Raw genomic sequence first — 16,559 nt, forward strand, 5'->3', positions numbered from 1 at the left:
TCTATATTGATGTCAGTGGCGCTATAAGGAACGCTGCTCGCCGTTGATCTTGTTCAAGCGATCTCGAAGTTCTTTGCCCGTCTTGAAGAAGGGCACGAATTTTTCCGCAACCGCCACCGTCGTGCCGGTACGTGGATTGCGTCCCTGCCGCGACGCGCGATGCTTTACAGTGAATGCGCCGAAGCCGCGAAGCTCGACACGGTCCCCGCGCGAGAGCGCATCAACGATCTCGTCGAAGATCACATTGACGATGCGCTCGACATCGCGGTGGTAAAGATGCGGATTGGCAGTCGCGATTTTTTGAACAAGCTCCGATTTGATCACGTCTCGCTCCCCAGCAACAGCGACCATTTATCCTTATTTTTCAGCAGGGTGCCAAACTGAAAGCAGACCGTCAAGACCGAGCGTCGAAATCGTACGCTCCCGGAGGAGGAAATTCGCGAGGTCCGCCCCGCTGGCCCCGAACAGAAAACCGGCGATCCTGGTCGACATGCCGGCGAATCCGAGACCGCCCGAAGACGACGGCTTCCAATCGGTGACCTTGGCGTTCTGGGGTACGTTTTTCACGTCTTTCAACCACTTGACCGCCTCGTCCTCGCCCCCGATCTGGTCGATGAGCTTGACTTGTAGCGCCTCCCGGCCGGAAAAAATGCGCCCGTCCATAAGGCCCGGAATGTCGGCAGCCTTGACCTTGCGGCGGGTCTCAACGAGGTTCACGAACCATTTGAACCCATCGTTCACCATGCCCTGGGCAACCTGTTTGCTGGCGTCATCGAGGGGCTCGAAAGGCGACGGCGAAGCTTTAAGCGGGCCGCTTTTCACCTCGTTGACCTTGACGCCGACCTTGTCGAGCAGCTGGACGACTTCCGGCCATTGCACGATGACGCCGACCGAACCTGTGATCGTGTTGCCGTGCGCTACGATATGGTCGGTTGCCAGTCCGGCGATATAAGCCGCAGAGGCAGCAACCGTCCCGAACTGTGCCACGACGGGCTTCTTCTTGGAAACGTCGCGAATGGCTTGATAAAGCGCTTCCCCGCCCGTCGTCGTCCCACCCGGACTGTTCACAAAGAGAAGAAGGCCCGCCACGCTGTTGTCGTCGGCGATATCCTTCAGCATCTTCAACTGATCGCGGTCTTCCGTGATCGTGCCTTCGATTGTGACACGCGCGATCTGCTTCTCGCCCGCCAGCGACGCGAGCTTATCGTTGCCGAGCGTCAATGCGCCAAGCGCGATCAAAATCGCGGCGAGACCGGCCGCGCGCCAAAGCGTGACCGATCGGCGGAGCCGGCGGCGGTCGAGAACTGTTTCCGTTTCGAGCATGGGGGATGCCTTTCGTCTGCGGCCGCTACTTACCCTGATGCGAGCCTGCGCAAAAGCTCAATCGAGGCAAAAGTAGGCAAGGTTCAGGCCGCGAGCAATAAACTCCTCCTCGGCCTCTAACGCAAAAGTTAAGCGCGCGGCAGGTCTTGCCGCGCGCTCTTTGATGTCCTGAACGAGGACAACGATAATTATTCGCTGCCGTCTTCCGCATCTTCGCGCTTCTTGATGGCGGCCTTGAAGATGTCGCCGAGCGACGCCCCCGAATCCGACGAGCCATACTGCGCAACGGCCTGCTTCTCTTCCGCGAGTTCGAGCGCCTTGATCGAAACCGCGATACGGCGTGCCGCCTTGTCGACCGAGACGACCGCCGCATCGACCTTATCGCCAACGTTGTAGCGCTCGGGCCGCTGCTCGGAGCGATCGCGAGAGAGATCGCCGCGTTTGACGAACGACGTCAACTCGCTGTCGGCAATCTTGACCTCGATGCCGGCGTCGCTGACCGACGTGACGGTGCAGGTGACGGCGTCGCCCTTCTTGTACTTCGCCATTGCGTCGGCAGGATCACCCGAGAGCTGCTTTATGCCGAGCGAAATCCGCTCCTTTGCACCATCGACGTCGAGCACCATCGCTTTGACGTTGTCGCCCTTCTTGTAATCCTTGATGACCTCGTCGCCCGGCTTCTGCCAATCGAGATCAGACAGATGGACCATGCCGTCGATGCCATTATCGAGACCGATGAACAGACCGAATTCCGTGATATTGCGGATCGGACCTTCGACAATGGACCCCTTCGGATGCGCAGCGAGGAAGCCATCCCACGGATTTTCCTGCGTCTGCTTAAGGCCGAGCGAAATACGCCGCTTCTGCGGATCGACTTCGAGAACCTGAACTTCGACCTGCTGGCTCGTCGAGACAATCTTGCCGGGGTGCGTGTTCTTTTTCGTCCAGCTCATTTCCGAGACGTGGATGAGGCCTTCGACACCCGGCTCCAGCTCTACGAAGGCGCCGTAGTCGGCAATGTTCGTAACGGTACCATTGACGCGCGCGCCGACTGGATACTTCGCCTCGATCGACGACCACGGATCGGACTGCAACTGCTTCATGCCGAGCGAGATACGCTGCGTCTCCGGGTTGATGCGGATGATCTGCACCTTCACCGTATCGCCAACGTTCAAAATCTCGGACGGATGATTGACGCGGCGCCACGCCATATCGGTGACGTGCAGCAGGCCGTCGATGCCGCCGAGATCAATGAACGCACCGTAGTCGGTGATGTTCTTGACGAGGCCGTCGATGATCTGGCCTTCAGCGAGACGTGCGACGATCTCGGTACGCTGCTCGGCACGGCTCTCTTCGAGAACCGAACGGCGCGACACGACGATGTTGCCGCGGCGGCGATCCATCTTCAGGATCTGGAACGGCTGCTGCTGATGCATCAGGGGTCCGATATCGCGCACCGGGCGGATATCGACCTGCGAACCGGGGAGGAAGGCAACCGCGCCGTCGAGATCGACCGTGAAGCCGCCCTTCACCTTGTTGAAGATGACGCCCGTGACCTTCTCGCCCTTTTCATAGAGACGTTCGAGGCGCGTCCAGCTTTCTTCGCGGCGGGCCTTGTCGCGCGACAGCACCGCTTCACCGAGCGCGTTCTCGACGCGCTCCAGGTAGACTTCCACGGTATCGCCGACTTTAAGGTCGCCTGGCTTTCCGCCGACGCCGAATTCCTTGAGCGCGACACGGCCTTCCATTTTCAAGCCGACGTCAATGATCGCCATATCTTTTTCGATACCGACGACCTTGCCCTTTACGACCGACCCTTCGAACAGGTCATCCTTGGCAAGACTCTCGGCAAGCAGCGCGGCAAAATCATCGCGCGACGGGTTCAACTCTCTAGAAGCGACTTCGGCTGACATTCGGTCTCCTTGTTATTGAAACAACCCGCACACCTGCAGGTACGATTTGAGGTTTGAACGCCAAGACACAGACCCGCGCGACCGCGAAGCCTGTTTAAAGGGCGCTGATATCTGATGGTGATGCCGCCGCGATGGGCTTCAGCCCTGCCGGTCAGAATTCGGGCCTGCTATACAGGACCCAACCGGCTGATCTTCCTCATGACCAATCCGACGGCGACGTCGAATGCGCGAGGGTATAGCGGGCGTACCGCCTTGACGCAAGGGGGCCGCCTGAGCTAGCCGTTTCGGGACATACACTCGACATTGTTGCCTGATATTCCTTAAAAAGACCGGCATAACTTCCGAGATCCGAATTTGCCTGCCGCGCGCCCCACACCCCCAGCCGATCCCCGTATTTCACACGGTGCAGCCGTTGCGGTCCGATACGACCGAATGACGATCGCCCTCCACTGGCTCACGGCGGCGCTGGTCCTGACCCTATTCATCCTTTCTCAGACATGGGGATTTCTTGAAAAGGCCGACCGTGCGCCGCTCAAGCTCACCCACACGACGCTCGGCGCCGCGCTGGTCGCCGTCATCATCATCCGCATAGCTTGGCGGCTTTTCTTCGGAAATCGCGTTGTAGCCGCCAACACCGGCCTGATGGATGTCGCGGCGAAGCTCGGACACGTCCTCCTCTATATCCTGGTGGCTCTTCAGCTTTGGCTCGGTTTCCTGATCGGCTGGTCAGGAAAGAAAGCAAGCCTGAATACGTTTTTCGGCGAAATCCCTTCGCCGTTCGCCGCATTCACGCGCGAAGATCATCATTTTTTTGAAGAAACACACGGCTTGATCGGTTGGTCGATCATTATACTGGCGACCGCGCACGCACTCGCGGCGCTTTTCCACCAATACGTCCTGAAGGATAATGTGCTGTCACGCATGCTGCCCCAGCGGGAGGGGTGATCCGCATACGGACGTTATTCCAACCGCTCCACGTCACGCAGCGATGGAAAAAGCCTCATCCAGAGCAAAGCAACGACGATCGTACCGATCCCCCCGACCACTGCGGCGGGCATAGCGCCGAGCAAAGCCGCCGCCATGCCGCTCTCGAATTCACCCAGCTGATTGGAAGCGTTGATAAAGAGATAGTTCACGGCACCAACGCGCCCGCGCATGGCATCCGGTGTCGAAAGCTGGACGAGCGAAATGCGTATGACGACGCTGATCGTGTCGGCGGCCCCTGCCACGCCCAGTGCAATAAGCGACAGAACCACCGATCGAGATAGGGCGAAAACGACCGTGGCCGCTCCGAAAACGATAACCGCTTGAAACATTCGCATGCCGACGCGGCGGCTAATCGGATGACGCGCCAGATAGAACGTCATTAGCAATGCGCCAGCGGCGGGGGCTGCGCGAAGCACGCCTAGTCCCCATGGTCCGGTATGAAGAATATCGCGCGCGTAAATCGGCAACAATGCAGTCGCGCCGCCGAGCAACACGGCAAAAAGATCGAGCGAAATCGTGCCGAGAATAGCCCGATTTTGGCGAACGAATTTAACGCCCGCAAAAAGTGCTTCGAATGTCGGCGGCTCCTTTGCGGACTCGGCGCCTTTGACATCGATCGCCCCATTGCACATTGCAGCGAGCAGCCAGCAGCTCGCCATGACGGCAAAGGGCAAAGCGGGGGACACGGCATAGGCAATGCCCCCGAAAGCGGGGCCGCTGATCATCGCGACCTGAAACGCTCCCGTTGCGCTCGCCGTGGCCCGCTGAAGCATTCCTTCGGGAGCTACATTCGGGAGCAGAGCAGCCTCCGCCGGACTCTCGAAGGCAGCGGCAATCCCGAGCACTGCAACGGCAGCAAATATCTCGTGCACCGTCAGCCAGCCGCTGAACGTGCCCCAAGCAAGAAACGTTGCAGTCACGCACTCTATAAGTTGGCAGACTTGCACGACATGCTGCCGCGTGTACCGGTCCGCAGCGTGACCAGCGATAAAAACCAATGCTGCCATCGGCAGGAATTGCACGAGTCCGATCATGCCGAGATCGAAAGCGCTGCCGGTCAAAGCATAAACATGCCATCCGAGCGCAACGACCGCGATTTGACTTGCGAACTCGGTGAGTGTGCGCGCGCCGAGATACAAAAGAAAAGGACGGTGACCAAAAAGATTCACCCGCCCGGACTTCGCAGTCGAGGGAGAAGACATCGGCTGATCAAACACACTCTTTCGCCGAGGCACGATGCATCGACTGGGTAAGTCTCATTGTTTTCATTTCATAATGTAATTTGGCAGGGGATCTGAATCACTGCAGAGTGGTTGATGTAGTGAGGGGAACCACTTTCGCCACGCCGGCGTTAAAGGCAAGGGATTACTCCAGGGAGACGGATATGCAGAAAGTCGCGATTCTCGCGGCAGTTACGCTTGCGCTTTCCGCAAGCTCGGCGCTGGCTGTAAGCCAAGCTGTGAGAAAGGCTTGCAGCGCGGACTATGCAGCCTATTGCAGCAACTACAAAGTCGGCACGGCGAAACTGAAGTCGTGCATGAAAGCGCATAGCCACATGCTGACCGAGGAGTGCGTTCATGCGCTCGGTCAGTCAAACGAAGTTACGGCGCAGGATATCCGCGATTATAAAGCAGGCCGTTAGATTGGTTTTGAAGGGCGTCCGAAAGGGCGCCCTTCATGTTTGCAGTCGCTTTTCGACCAGGCACAACACGGTGGCAAAAGCCTGTTCCTTATCGAGATCCGTCGTATCGACGATAAGCGCGTCCGATGCCGCTTCAAGCGGAGCGATACTACGGCCTTTGTCCCGTGCATCTCTGCGGCGCAGATCCTCCAGCACCTGCTCATAGGGGATCATTTCTCCCCGCCCTTCATGTTCCAGGTGACGTCGCCGCGCGCGCGCCTCATCCGACGCCGTGACGAAAATCTTGATGTGCGCATTTGGACAGACGACCGTGCCGATATCGCGCCCGTCCAGAATTGCACCGCGGACGGACTCGCTCGCAAAACCGCGTTGATACTCAAGCAATGCCGCCCGTACTTCCGGAATCTTTGCAACGATTGACGCTGCATCGCCCGCCAGCGGGCCGCGCAGTCCCGGATCGCCGAGGCTTTGCGCATCAATGGCCTTCGCCGCGCAGACAGCTGCGTCACAATCCTCAAGCCGCTGCCCCCGGGCCACGACGTCGCGAGCAACCGCGCGATAAAGAAGACCTGTATCGAGATAGGGAACGCCGAGATGCTCGGCAAGGCGCTTCGCCAGCGTACCTTTGCCGGACGCTGCCGGTCCGTCGATGGCTATAATGACCTTTTGACTCATGTCTGCGGCGCCTCTTGGAAGCGGGCGCCGAGCGTCTCCATCAGCCCCAGAAATTCGGGAAAGCTTGTCGCAATCATCGTGGTGTCGTCGACAGTGATCGGCTTTTCGCTCGCCAGTCCCGCCGTCAGAAACGCCATTGCGATCCTGTGGTCGAGATGCGTCGCTACGTGCCCTCCGCCCGGAATGTGTCCCCGTCCTTCCACGATAAGGCTGTCACCATCGACGCGGACGGCGACGCCGTTGGCGGCCAGCCCCGTCGCCGTCGCCTGCAGGCGGTCGCTTTCCTTCACCTTTAGTTCGGCAAGACCGTCCATCTGTGTCGTTCCCTTCGCGAATGCCGAAATTGCCGCCAATACAGGATATTCGTCGATCATCGACGGCGCCCGTTCCGCCGGACAGCGCACCCCCTCCAATGCCGATGACCGCACGCGAATGTCGGCAATAGGCTCACCACCCTCTTCACGTTGGTTCAGGAATTCGACGTCGCCACCCATTTCCTGCAACGTCGTGTAAAGTCCGGTCCGGGTCGGATTGACGAGCACGCCTTCGATCGTCACGTCCGAACCGGGCACGATCAAAGCAGCCGCGACCAGAAACGCAGCCGACGAGGGATCGCCCGGAACAAGAATATCGCGTCCGGCAAGTTCGGCATCGCCTCTAACGGTAATGTGCCGTGCGCCATCCTTGTCCACGATCCGGACATCAGCGCCAAAATGGCGAAGCATGCGCTCGGTATGATCGCGCGTCGCTTCATGCTCGATGACGGTCGTCTCGCCCGCCGCGTGAAGACCCGCCAGAAGTACGGCGCTTTTGACTTGGGCCGACGGCACCGGCAGGGGATAGACAATCGGAATAAGCTCGCTCGACCCGCGCAATGTCAGAGGCAACGTCTCCTTGCCCGGCTCCAACACCTGCAAACCCATTTGCATGAGGGGACCGAGCACACGTCGCATCGGACGGCGCGACAGCGAAGCGTCCCCGGTCATTTCAACGGTGATCGGATGGCCGGCGACGACACCCATCATCAACCGCGTGCCGGTCCCCGAATTTCCGAACTCGAGCGGGGTAACCGGCTGGCGAAGACCGCCCGGCCCCCGCCCTTTGACCTCCCAGGCATCGCCGCGCTTTTCCGCTGATGCCCCAAGAGCCGATACCACGCGCGCTGTGTTGATGACGTCCTCGGCTTCCAGGAGACCCCGGACGCGCGTCGTACCCGTCGCCAGCGCCCCGAAAATCAGCGCCCGGTGCGAAATGGATTTATCGCCTGGTACCCTGACATGCCCCCGCAACGGAACGGAGCGCATCGCAGACAGAGGTTTCGCAGTTGGGGCTTTCAAGTTCCAAAATCCAGGCTAAAGCGCGATTGGCACGTTGATCCGGCGAGTGAATTGAGGGCGATAGAGGCCCGGCTCGCGGCGCCCTGTCAACGCCACTGTAGCGGCCGGGTCAAGGTGCCCTTGACGCATGGCCCGCGATCTCCACCTTTTCGTTTTGACAGCCCGCACCGTGTGTGGCAGAGGGCTCACTTAAATTCCTAAATTATTCGAGGCTCGACTAATGGCGACCAAGCAAGCGCGCGGGACGAAGCGTACCTGCCAGAGCTGCGATGAGCGGTTCTACGATCTCGATCGCGACCCGATCATCTGCCCGTTCTGCGGCAGCAAATATGTGATCGCATCGTCACCGGCCGCGCTGGCCGCTTTGCAGGCGGAACAACGCGACCTTGCCGCGAAAAAGGCAAAGAAGCCGGTCTCCGACGATGACGGTGATTTACCGGCAGTCGAGGGCGAAGAGGCGCTTGCCGACGTCGAAACCGATGATACGGGCGGCGGCGACGATGATGAAACCTTCCTCGAAGAAGAAGAGGAAGAAGGCGGCGACGTCTCGAACATCATCGGCGGTCCCGCCGGTGAGGGCGACGAAGAATCCTGAGCGTCAACAAACGTTCTTGATGTTTCCGCCTGAACGACTTATCAGGCGGGTTCTGCGCGGTGGCCTAAGGTCCCGCGCTCCCATGGACAGGGGCCATAGCTCAGCTGGGAGAGCGCTTGCATGGCATGCAAGAGGTCAGCGGTTCGATCCCGCTTGGCTCCACCATTTTGATTTGCGCACAGCCGCCACGCCAAACCTGCGCAGCGACGCAGGCGGACGCCTGAGGCTTCTATGACGTTCGTCTGCGCCCTCCAAAATCGATAGACACCCCAGCCGTCATCCCGGCGACGGCCGGGATCCATCCAAGCCAACGGCTGACCTCCGCCAACATTTTTTGTACTCTCCTCGCAACCGAAGTGCGCAGCGTGCACGGAATAAGAAACTCGGGGAGCGAAACAATGGGCGATCTACGCGCCAAACTCGCCTGGACAGCCATCGCGATATTGGGCGCGGTATCGCTCGGCGTCGTCGCGCTCTCGCGCGGCGAGACAATCAACGCCGTTTGGCTGGTGCTGACGGCGATCTGCTCGTATCTCATCGCCTACCGCTTCTATGCACTTTTCATCGCCCAGAGCGTGCTGCGCCTCGACTCAAATCGGCTAACTCCCGCCCGACGCTTCAACGACGGCCTCGACTATTGCCCGACGGACCGCACCGTCCTTTTCGGCCACCATTTCGCGGCAATCGCCGGAGCCGGCCCCCTGGTCGGCCCCGTGCTCGCGGCACAGATGGGTTATCTTCCCGGAACGCTGTGGCTTATTGTCGGCGTCGTCTTCGCGGGCGCCGTCCAGGACTTCATCGTTCTCTGGGCCTCGACGCGCCGTGACGGCCGTTCGATGGGCGACATGATTCGCTCTGAGCTTGGCGAACTGGCAGGCACCGTCGCGATGATTGGTGTGTTGCTGATCATGGTGATCCTGCTCGCCGTCCTCGCCCTCGTCGTCGTCAAGGCATTGAAGCAAAGCCCTTGGGCGACCTTCACGGTGATGATGACAATCCCCATCGGTCTGCTCATGGGCATCTATGGCCGCTACATCCGCCCCGGCCGCATCGGCGAGATGTCCTTGATCGGTTTCGCGTTGCTGATGCTGGCGCTGATCTACGGCCGCCATGTCGCTTCCGATCCGGTACTCGGCCCAATGTTCAATTTTACGGGCGAGCAGCTTTCGATGATGCTCATCGGATATGGCTTCGTCGCCTCCGTGCTGCCGGTGTGGACCCTCCTCGCCCCACGGGACTATCTCTCCACTTTCCTGAAAATCGGTACAATCGCGGGCCTCGCACTCGGCATCTTCTTCGTGCTGCCGGATCTGAAGATGCCCGCCCTAACGAAATTCGTCGACGGTAGCGGTCCGGTCTTCGCAGGCAACCTGTTCCCGTTCCTCTTCATCACCATCGCTTGCGGCGCCGTGTCCGGATTCCACGCACTTGTTTCGTCCGGCACCACGCCGAAGATGCTTGATAACGAAATGAACGCCCGCTTCATCGGCTATGGAGCGATGCTGATGGAGAGCTTCGTCGCCATCATGGCCCTCGTCGCCGCATCGAGCCTTGAACCTGGTCTCTACTTCGCCCTGAACAGCCCGACCGCCATTATCGGTACGACACCCGAAACTGCTGCGGCCGCAATCACGAGCTGGGGGTTTGCCGTTACGCCGGACATGCTGAAGGAAGCCGCAACGAACGTCGGCGAAGCAACTATATTGTCTCGCACCGGTGGCGCCCCAACACTCGCTGTCGGCATGGCCGAAATTCTGTCCAGCGCCATCGGCGGCAAGACCATGATGGCATTCTGGTACCACTTCGCAATTTTGTTCGAAGCGCTTTTCATTCTGACGACCATCGATGCCGGAACACGCGTCGCGCGCTTCATGATCCAGGATCTTCTTGGAACGGTCGCGCCCGTCTTTCGGGAGACCCGTTCCTGGACGGCAAACATTGTCGCCACGACGATTGCCGTCGCCGGTTGGGGTTATTTCCTCTATCAAGGCGTCGTCGACCCGCTCGGCGGCATCAACACGCTGTGGCCATTGTTCGGCATCGCCAACCAAATGCTCGCCTGCATCGCGCTGATCCTTTGCACGGTCGTACTTTTCAAGATGAAACGCGAACGGTACGCCTGGGTCACCATCGTACCTGCGGGCTGGGTCGCAATCTGCACCTTAACCGCCGGTTGGCAGAAGATCTTCAGCGCCAATCCGGCCATAGGATTTCTTGCGCATGCGCAGAAGTTCGGCACGGCTGCGAATTCCGGACAACTCTTGGCGCCCGCCAGGACGGCGACCGACATGAGCCGCATCATCTTCAACGATTATGTCAACGCCACGCTGACGGCACTACTGATCGGCCTTGTTATAGCAATGGGCGCATTTGCGCTGGCCGCCACTCTGAAAGCGTTGGCCGATCCGAACGTAACGGCGCGCGAAAGCTCATTCGCAGCAGCGGAGTAAACCATGCGGAACCTAAGAGCATCGCTGTTGCGCTTCATGCGAGCAGACTTAGCGAAGACCGCCCGTTTGATGGTCGGCCTGCCCGACTATGATGCCTATGTCGCCCACCGGCGGCAGGCACATCCCGAAGAGCCCGTCATGACCTACGAGGAGTTCTTCCGCGAGCGGCAATCGAACCGCTATGGCGGAACCGGGGGAAAGATCAGCCGCTGCTGTTGAGCTTAACGCGCGCCGGCCCTTTTCCATTGCGCCGCAGTTGATTGGAGCCTCTCCGACCGTTACGTGGTGCTCGCATGGCACCTCCTCCCCTTTTGACGCTAAAAGACATACACCTGACATTCGGCGGCACGCCGCTGCTTGCAGGCGCCGAACTGACGGTCGCACCGGGCGACCGCATTTGCCTAGTCGGCCGCAACGGCTCCGGAAAATCGACATTGCTCAGGGTTGCCGCCGGACTCGTCGAGCCAGATCGCGGCGAGCGTTTCGCCCATCCAGGCGCAAGCATCCGGTATCTCCCCCAAGAAGTCGATTTCGACGGCTTCGCAAGCATTCGCTCCTATGTCGAAGCAGGCTTGGGTCCGGCCGACGATCCTTACGCGGCCGAATATCTGCTCGGAGAGCTTGGCATCTCCGGCGACGACAATCCTCGACAGCTGTCGGGCGGTGAAGCGCGCCGCGCTGCGCTTGCTCGCGCCCTCGTTGCAAAACCGGATGTATTGTTGCTCGACGAACCAACGAACCATCTCGATCTGACCGCGATCGAATGGCTCGAATCGACGTTGCAAGCACGCAAATCCGCCCTGCTCCTCATCAGCCATGACCGCCGCTTCCTAGAGACGCTGTCACGCACCACCGTCTGGCTCGATCGCGGTCAGACGCGCCGCCTGGAGCAAGGCTTCGCCGCGTTCGAGGATTGGCGCGACAAGGTACTCGAAGAGGAAGAAACCGAGCGCCACAAGCTCGACCGCAAGATCGTCCGCGAAGATCAGTGGATGCATGGCGGCGTTACGGGCCGCCGCAAGCGCAACGTGCGCCGCGTACGCGAGTTGAAGGCGATGCGTCAGGAAGTTCGCGACCGGCGCTACGTCGCAGGTAATGTCCGTCTCGACGCCGCCGAAGGCACCCCCTCCGGCAAACTCATCGTCGAAACGTCTGGCGTCTCCAAAGGCTACGACGGCCGCGAGATCGTCTCGAATTTGAATTTGCGCGTCATGCGCGGCGACCGTCTTGGCGTGGTCGGGCCAAACGGCGCGGGAAAAACGACATTATTGAAGTTGCTTACCGGCCAGATTGCGCCTGATGGCGGCACCATCCGTCACGGCGCCAATCTTGAAGTCGTCACCCTCGACCAGCGGCGCGACGAACTCGACCCTAATTGGACGGTTGCAGATGCTCTGACGGGCGGCCGCGGCGACCAAGTCGTCATCAATGGCAAAGCCCGGCACGTCGCGAGCTACATGAAGGATTTTCTCTTCCTGCCCGAGCAGCGACTATCGCCTATCCGCGTATTGTCGGGAGGCGAGCGCGCCAGGCTCATGCTAGCCCGCGCCCTCGCCAAACCATCGAACGTCCTCGTCCTCGACGAACCGACGAACGACCTCGATCTCGAAACCCTTGACCTCTTGCAAGAGCTATTATCGGACTATCGCGGTACGCTGCTGCTTGTCAGCCACGACCGCGATTTCCTCGATCGCGTCGTGACGAGTGTACTGGCACCGACGGGCAATGGCCGATGGGTCGAATACGCGGGCGGTTATTCCGACATGCTCTCCCAGCGCAAAGGTGAAGAGCTCAAGAAAGACGAGAGATCGAATTCGGTGGCTCAGCGGAAGTCCGCAGACGCCGCTTCAGATACAGCCCGCATACCGTCCAAAGCCAAGCTGTCCTTTAAGGAAAAACACGCGCTCTCGACGCTGCCGGGCGAAATGGCGAAACTCGAAAAAGAAATAAAAGCACTATCGGCAAAGCTCGCAGACGCAGGGCTTTACGCACGCGACCGTACAGCCTTCGACGATGCCACATCGCTATTGGCCGATGCTCAGCGTCAACTCGACGAAGCCGAAACGCAATGGCTGGAGCTTGAGGAAAAACGCGCCGCGATAGAAGGCGCCGATTAAAATAAAGCGGCGGCCGAGTGACCAGCCACCGCGCGGAAGTTCGACCGTTAGGTCGACATCATCAACAAGTTAGATGACGTCGATTTCAGCCGGCAGATAGCTGGTCACTTCGAGACCGACTTCCTGCTCGCGAACTTCGGGCTTCGACCACGTCTTCATGGTTTTCCTCCAAGTGTGACAGTCAAAAGCTTCACAACGCGCCCTGTCTAATTGCAATATCGGATAAGTGCCAATCGTATTTACGATAAAGCCTCATAAGCGCGCCTAATAACAATGTAACAGCATGGAAGGTGTCCTTTTCGCGATTGCAGTATTCCAGCTGTCATTGCTGCGCCGCCCACTGATCTTTAACTTCGTCGCAACGTTTCGTTATGAAGTCGTTGACCTCGTCAACGATGGTTCCGGAAAGCAAATTGACTGTGTTGTCCGCGGCCGTCGCCGTCCACAGCGCACTCTTGATCAGCGTCGGCGCCTCTATCTTGCCCCAGTTCGCATGCGCCTTTGTCGCTTTGCCGTTTTCAAACTGCACCTTGGGCGTCAGCTCGAACTTGAAATTCTTATCGCCCTTCTTTTCGTCAGCGACAGTGCACGTCACAACGTGCTTCCGAAAGGTGATCTCGGCTTTCGGCTCAGTCATCGCCCTGACAAGATCGGCCCGCGCGACACTCAAATCCGTCGCGCAATGCACACCGTTATAGGGCCAAGTAACTTTCAGCTTGCTGACGAGTTTAACGAGCTGTTCTTTCCGCCAGCTTTTCACCACGTGACATGCAATTTCGCCGGTCGCTGCCTTGGAGTGAAAAGCTCTGCAGACCTCGACCTTGCAGGCTTTACGCCCCTCCTTCTCTGCCTTCTCCTCCGGGGTCAGATTGGCGCTGGTGGAATCGTCCGCAGCAGGCTTGTCGGGCTGTGCTGCGATGCTCCCTGAGGGTTGAAAAATCACAAGTCCAAACGCGAAGACCACGGCAAACGCGGCTTTCAGTGTCATACAAATCCCCGCTTTAAAATATCTCGTGATTCCCCATGCAGCGGCAGCCCGGCAGCACTAAGGCAGTCCACGCAAGACGGTTGGTATTGCCTCAGCAACGCCATTTTTTCCGACGCTTGAAGATCGGCGGCAGGTTCCCATATCGTGAGATGCAGGATCCGGGCGGAAACGCAGGGTCTGATGGGGTGGCCGGAAGGCGCCCAGAGAACGGTCGCTTTACTAAGGGCCTTCGGATGACACGTATGACAACCCTTTCGAACCCGCTTTTGCTGGGCTTCGAAGAGATCGAAAGACTGATTGACCGCGCCGCCAAGGGTGGCGGCGACGGGTATCCACCTTACAATATCGAAAGGATCGCCAGCGATGGCGACGCCGCCGGCCTTCTCCGAATCACACTGGCAGTCGCCGGATTTTCGCGTGACGATCTTGAGATCACGCTTGAGGACAAGCAGCTGACGATCCGAGGGAAGCAGCAGGACGATAAAACGCGCGAGTATGTCTATCGAGGCATCGCGTCGCGCCAGTTCTCTCGGACATTTGTCCTCGCTGACGGTATCGAAGTGAAGGGTGCGGACCTTTCGAACGGTCTTTTGGCAGTCGATTTGCAACGGCTTGAACCCGAGCGACTCGTTAAACGTATTGAGATTGGAGCCCCGCCTCGGAGCAAAAGCCGCGGCTAGAGTCTTTCGCGTCACAGCCCGCGCGGCCGAATCGTCGGAGGATCGGAGTACCCGAGCAAACCTGGAGATGCTGAACCATCGCAGTCCAGGGTGCGAGATTTGAGCCCGGCCTCGACACATGGAGGAAGAGCGTCATGAACAGCAAGACCACCGCAAGAACCCCAGTCGATCATGTTGTAGCGCCCGTCATGAGCGAGCTGGAGCTCGCGCGCCTCGGCGGCGGCGAGGTCGCCTACATCAAGACGCTGACCTCGGACGAAGCGTCGAACATGTTCCCGCAAATCGAAGGCTTGCCGAAAGGCATTCCGCTTTTTTCGCTGCACGCCGCGGATGGAACGCCGATTGCGCTGACCGATACGCTTCAGGCCGCCATCGGCCACGCTCAAGAAGATGAGTTGGCGATTGCACCACTTAACTAGAGACCGTTTGCCGTTTCTTCGAACTTGAGCAGGTATTTCGTCGAGCCGCCCGCTGATTGGGCGGCTCGATGCATTTTTACGCGGCAGCTAGATGCGATAGCTGGCGTACTGCCCTTTCGGCTTGAACCGCTCCAGATATTCCGGAACGATCGCATCGATGGCGGCGGGCTGCGGTATGCCTAAGGCTGCCAATGTCCGGCCTTCTCGCTTGGCCGCGTCCGAAACGACATTATCCAGCTTGAGGAGCCGCAGCTGATCGACGGTTATGGGCCGCATCGAATTGGGCAATGGCGAGCTTAGGATGGCCTGAATTTGCATGAGCCAGAACGGCACGGGCAATAGCAGACGCCTCCGGTCGGCGTAGCGAAGCGTCGCCTCCAGAATATCCCGGAAGGTCACGATCTCCGGACCACCAATTTCATAGACGGTTCCGGGCACGCCGGCATCGATGGCTGCATTCGCCGCGGCCTCGCCGACGTCGCCCGCAAAAACCGGCTGGAACTTGGTCTTGCCTCCGCCGATCAGCGGCAGAACCGGACTGACGCGCGCAAGTGCCGCAAACCGATTGAAAAAATCGTCCTCGGGGCCAAAAACGATCGATGGCCGAAGAATGATGGCCGATGGGAATTCGTCGAGCACGGCCGCTTCGCCTGCAGCCTTCGTTCTGGCGTACTTCGAGGGCGACTTGCTGTCAGCTCCAATGGCCGAAATATGAACCAGACGCTTGGCACCGGCCTCGCGGGCAGCCTTCGCAACCTGCCGGGCTCCCTCGATATGCACGGCCTCAAAAGTTTGCGCCCCCTCCGGAGCCAATATGCCGACGGCGTTGATGACCGTTTCGGCGGCCTCGACCGCACGAACGACGGAATTGGCGAAGCGCAAATTCGCCTGCACCGCATGAATCTGGCCAACGACCCCCATGGGTTGCAGATAGCCTGCGAGATCGGGCCTGCGGACGGCAGCGCGGACGCGATAATCCCGCCGCGCCAAAAACCAGACGATCTGCCGCCCAATAAACCCCGAGCCGCCGAAAACCGTCGCAAGTTTGCCGTTCCGCGCCATACCTCACCTCGAATTTCGCGTGCGCTTGGTCGCCTCGACCTCTAACCGCCCGGAAGACCAATGTGAAGCCGCCGAGCCCAATTCCGCCCTGCGTCCACGTCGCGGGTGGATGCGATGGCGTACAATTGACTTCCGGCCGGACACAATCTAGGTGACACACCAAGCCCAGATGGCGGAATTGGTAGACGCACTGCTTTCAGGTAGCAGCGCTCACAAGGCGTGGAGGTTCGAGTCCTCTTCTGGGCACCATGTGACGGCGAGACAAGTCCCTGAAGCCGGTAGGTCGACTTCCCGCTGGTGACGTTCTCGCAAGCTCCCGGAAAACGCCGACAACATTTACATCGGCGAATCCTTTTCGCAGAAGAAGTCGG

The 16,559-nt window shown here is 59.4% G+C and carries 17 protein-coding genes and 2 tRNA genes; 10 read left to right on the forward strand and 9 right to left on the reverse strand.

Annotation, left to right across the window (positions count from 1 at the left end; translation table 11 throughout):
• Positions 1 to 21: 21 nt before the first annotated feature.
• From ihfB to rpsA, 3 genes are all read right to left on the reverse strand, one after another.
• Positions 22 to 324, reverse strand: a complete 303-nt coding sequence (gene ihfB, locus VHB22_RS13580) for an integration host factor subunit beta (RefSeq protein ID WP_325457519.1) — start codon at positions 322 to 324, stop codon at positions 22 to 24.
• 33 nt (positions 325 to 357) lie between these two features.
• Entirely contained in the window at positions 358 to 1,323 is a 966-nt protein-coding gene (gene sppA / locus VHB22_RS13585) for a signal peptide peptidase SppA (protein WP_325457520.1), read from the reverse strand.
• Positions 1,324 to 1,511: 188 nt separating this feature from the next.
• Positions 1,512 to 3,236, reverse strand: coding sequence for a 30S ribosomal protein S1 (gene rpsA / locus VHB22_RS13590; protein ID WP_325457521.1), 1,725 nt, complete (start codon positions 3,234 to 3,236; stop codon positions 1,512 to 1,514).
• Between the two features lie 432 nt (positions 3,237 to 3,668).
• Here rpsA and VHB22_RS13595 point away from each other — a divergent pair, with 432 nt between their 5' ends.
• On the forward strand, positions 3,669 to 4,181 hold the full coding sequence (locus VHB22_RS13595) for a cytochrome b (protein WP_325457522.1): 513 nt from the start codon (positions 3,669 to 3,671) through the stop codon (positions 4,179 to 4,181).
• A gap of 14 nt (positions 4,182 to 4,195) precedes the next feature.
• Here the strand turns inward: VHB22_RS13595 and VHB22_RS13600 are convergent, their stop codons facing one another.
• A complete protein-coding gene (locus VHB22_RS13600) occupies positions 4,196 to 5,425 on the reverse strand; it encodes an MFS transporter (RefSeq protein ID WP_325457523.1) in 1,230 nt (409 codons plus the stop codon).
• 182 nt (positions 5,426 to 5,607) lie between these two features.
• Here VHB22_RS13600 and VHB22_RS13605 point away from each other — a divergent pair, with 182 nt between their 5' ends.
• Positions 5,608 to 5,865, forward strand: coding sequence for a hypothetical protein (locus VHB22_RS13605; RefSeq protein ID WP_325457524.1), 258 nt, complete (start codon positions 5,608 to 5,610; stop codon positions 5,863 to 5,865).
• 33 nt (positions 5,866 to 5,898) lie between these two features.
• Here the strand turns inward: VHB22_RS13605 and cmk are convergent, their stop codons facing one another.
• Entirely contained in the window at positions 5,899 to 6,540 is a 642-nt protein-coding gene (cmk, locus tag VHB22_RS13610; protein WP_325457525.1) for a (d)CMP kinase, read from the reverse strand.
• A complete protein-coding gene (gene aroA / locus VHB22_RS13615; RefSeq protein WP_325457535.1) occupies positions 6,537 to 7,844 on the reverse strand; it encodes a 3-phosphoshikimate 1-carboxyvinyltransferase in 1,308 nt (435 codons plus the stop codon). Before aroA ends, cmk begins: the two co-directional genes overlap by 4 nt.
• A gap of 253 nt (positions 7,845 to 8,097) precedes the next feature.
• Here aroA and VHB22_RS13620 point away from each other — a divergent pair, with 253 nt between their 5' ends.
• The 5 genes from VHB22_RS13620 to VHB22_RS13640 all read left to right on the forward strand — a co-directional run bounded on the left by VHB22_RS13620 (position 8,098) and on the right by VHB22_RS13640 (position 13,039).
• Positions 8,098 to 8,472: a TIGR02300 family protein gene (locus tag VHB22_RS13620; protein WP_325457526.1), complete on the forward strand. Its 375-nt coding sequence runs from the start codon at positions 8,098 to 8,100 to the stop codon at positions 8,470 to 8,472.
• An 89-nt stretch (positions 8,473 to 8,561) separates the two neighbouring features.
• Positions 8,562 to 8,637, forward strand: a tRNA-Ala gene (locus VHB22_RS13625).
• Positions 8,638 to 8,870: 233 nt separating this feature from the next.
• Positions 8,871 to 10,922, forward strand: coding sequence for a carbon starvation CstA family protein (locus VHB22_RS13630; protein WP_325457527.1), 2,052 nt, complete (start codon positions 8,871 to 8,873; stop codon positions 10,920 to 10,922).
• Positions 10,923 to 10,958: 36 nt separating this feature from the next.
• The gene (locus VHB22_RS13635) at positions 10,959 to 11,141 is read left to right on the forward strand and encodes a YbdD/YjiX family protein (RefSeq protein ID WP_325457536.1); all 183 of its coding nucleotides are present in this window, start codon (positions 10,959 to 10,961) and stop codon (positions 11,139 to 11,141) included.
• Between the two features lie 74 nt (positions 11,142 to 11,215).
• Positions 11,216 to 13,039: an ABC-F family ATP-binding cassette domain-containing protein gene (locus VHB22_RS13640; protein WP_325457528.1), complete on the forward strand. Its 1,824-nt coding sequence runs from the start codon at positions 11,216 to 11,218 to the stop codon at positions 13,037 to 13,039.
• Between the two features lie 69 nt (positions 13,040 to 13,108).
• Here the strand turns inward: VHB22_RS13640 and pqqA are convergent, their stop codons facing one another.
• Together pqqA and VHB22_RS13650 are read right to left on the reverse strand one after the other, a co-directional pair.
• Positions 13,109 to 13,198 (reverse strand): pyrroloquinoline quinone precursor peptide PqqA, encoded by a 90-nt coding sequence (gene pqqA, locus VHB22_RS13645; protein WP_015598624.1) that lies wholly within the window; start codon positions 13,196 to 13,198, stop codon positions 13,109 to 13,111.
• A 163-nt stretch (positions 13,199 to 13,361) separates the two neighbouring features.
• The gene (locus VHB22_RS13650; protein WP_325457529.1) at positions 13,362 to 14,027 is read right to left on the reverse strand and encodes a hypothetical protein; all 666 of its coding nucleotides are present in this window, start codon (positions 14,025 to 14,027) and stop codon (positions 13,362 to 13,364) included.
• Positions 14,028 to 14,260: 233 nt separating this feature from the next.
• Here VHB22_RS13650 and VHB22_RS13655 point away from each other — a divergent pair, with 233 nt between their 5' ends.
• Positions 14,261 to 14,707, forward strand: coding sequence for an Hsp20 family protein (locus VHB22_RS13655; protein ID WP_325457530.1), 447 nt, complete (start codon positions 14,261 to 14,263; stop codon positions 14,705 to 14,707).
• A gap of 134 nt (positions 14,708 to 14,841) precedes the next feature.
• On the forward strand, positions 14,842 to 15,126 hold the full coding sequence (locus VHB22_RS13660) for a DUF1150 domain-containing protein (protein WP_325457531.1): 285 nt from the start codon (positions 14,842 to 14,844) through the stop codon (positions 15,124 to 15,126).
• An 87-nt stretch (positions 15,127 to 15,213) separates the two neighbouring features.
• Here VHB22_RS13660 and VHB22_RS13665 read toward each other — a convergent pair whose 3' ends face one another.
• Positions 15,214 to 16,188 carry a complex I NDUFA9 subunit family protein gene (locus tag VHB22_RS13665; protein WP_325457532.1) on the reverse strand — a complete coding sequence of 325 codons (975 nt, stop codon included), beginning with the start codon at positions 16,186 to 16,188 and terminating at the stop codon, positions 15,214 to 15,216.
• 163 nt (positions 16,189 to 16,351) lie between these two features.
• Between VHB22_RS13665 and VHB22_RS13670 the strand changes: the two genes are divergently transcribed.
• Positions 16,352 to 16,437 (forward strand) — tRNA-Leu (locus VHB22_RS13670).
• The last annotated feature ends 122 nt before the right edge of the window (positions 16,438 to 16,559 follow it).

The sequence above is a fragment of the Hyphomicrobium sp. genome, assembly GCF_035548195.1.
Taxonomy (GTDB): Bacteria; Pseudomonadota; Alphaproteobacteria; order Rhizobiales; family Hyphomicrobiaceae; genus Hyphomicrobium_B.

Bases quoted from the DNA above. Each gene is read 5' to 3' on its own strand.
- sppA (WP_325457520.1), bottom strand. From the start codon at position 1,323: ATGCTCGAAACGGAAACAGTTCTCGACCGCCGCCGGCTCCGCCGATCG.
- rpsA (WP_325457521.1), bottom strand. From the start codon at position 3,236: ATGTCAGCCGAAGTCGCTTCTAGAGAGTTGAACCCGTCGCGCGATGAT.
- VHB22_RS13595 (WP_325457522.1), top strand. From the start codon at position 3,669: ATGACGATCGCCCTCCACTGGCTCACGGCGGCGCTGGTCCTGACCCTA.
- VHB22_RS13600 (WP_325457523.1), bottom strand. From the start codon at position 5,425: ATGTCTTCTCCCTCGACTGCGAAGTCCGGGCGGGTGAATCTTTTTGGT.
- VHB22_RS13605 (WP_325457524.1), top strand. From the start codon at position 5,608: ATGCAGAAAGTCGCGATTCTCGCGGCAGTTACGCTTGCGCTTTCCGCA.
- cmk (WP_325457525.1), bottom strand. From the start codon at position 6,540: ATGAGTCAAAAGGTCATTATAGCCATCGACGGACCGGCAGCGTCCGGC.
- aroA (WP_325457535.1), bottom strand. From the start codon at position 7,844: ATGCGCTCCGTTCCGTTGCGGGGGCATGTCAGGGTACCAGGCGATAAA.
- VHB22_RS13620 (WP_325457526.1), top strand. From the start codon at position 8,098: ATGGCGACCAAGCAAGCGCGCGGGACGAAGCGTACCTGCCAGAGCTGC.
- VHB22_RS13630 (WP_325457527.1), top strand. From the start codon at position 8,871: ATGGGCGATCTACGCGCCAAACTCGCCTGGACAGCCATCGCGATATTG.
- VHB22_RS13635 (WP_325457536.1), top strand. From the start codon at position 10,959: ATGCGAGCAGACTTAGCGAAGACCGCCCGTTTGATGGTCGGCCTGCCC.
- VHB22_RS13640 (WP_325457528.1), top strand. From the start codon at position 11,216: ATGGCACCTCCTCCCCTTTTGACGCTAAAAGACATACACCTGACATTC.
- pqqA (WP_015598624.1), bottom strand. From the start codon at position 13,198: ATGAAGACGTGGTCGAAGCCCGAAGTTCGCGAGCAGGAAGTCGGTCTC.
- VHB22_RS13650 (WP_325457529.1), bottom strand. From the start codon at position 14,027: ATGACACTGAAAGCCGCGTTTGCCGTGGTCTTCGCGTTTGGACTTGTG.
- VHB22_RS13655 (WP_325457530.1), top strand. From the start codon at position 14,261: ATGACACGTATGACAACCCTTTCGAACCCGCTTTTGCTGGGCTTCGAA.
- VHB22_RS13660 (WP_325457531.1), top strand. From the start codon at position 14,842: ATGAACAGCAAGACCACCGCAAGAACCCCAGTCGATCATGTTGTAGCG.
- VHB22_RS13665 (WP_325457532.1), bottom strand. From the start codon at position 16,188: ATGGCGCGGAACGGCAAACTTGCGACGGTTTTCGGCGGCTCGGGGTTT.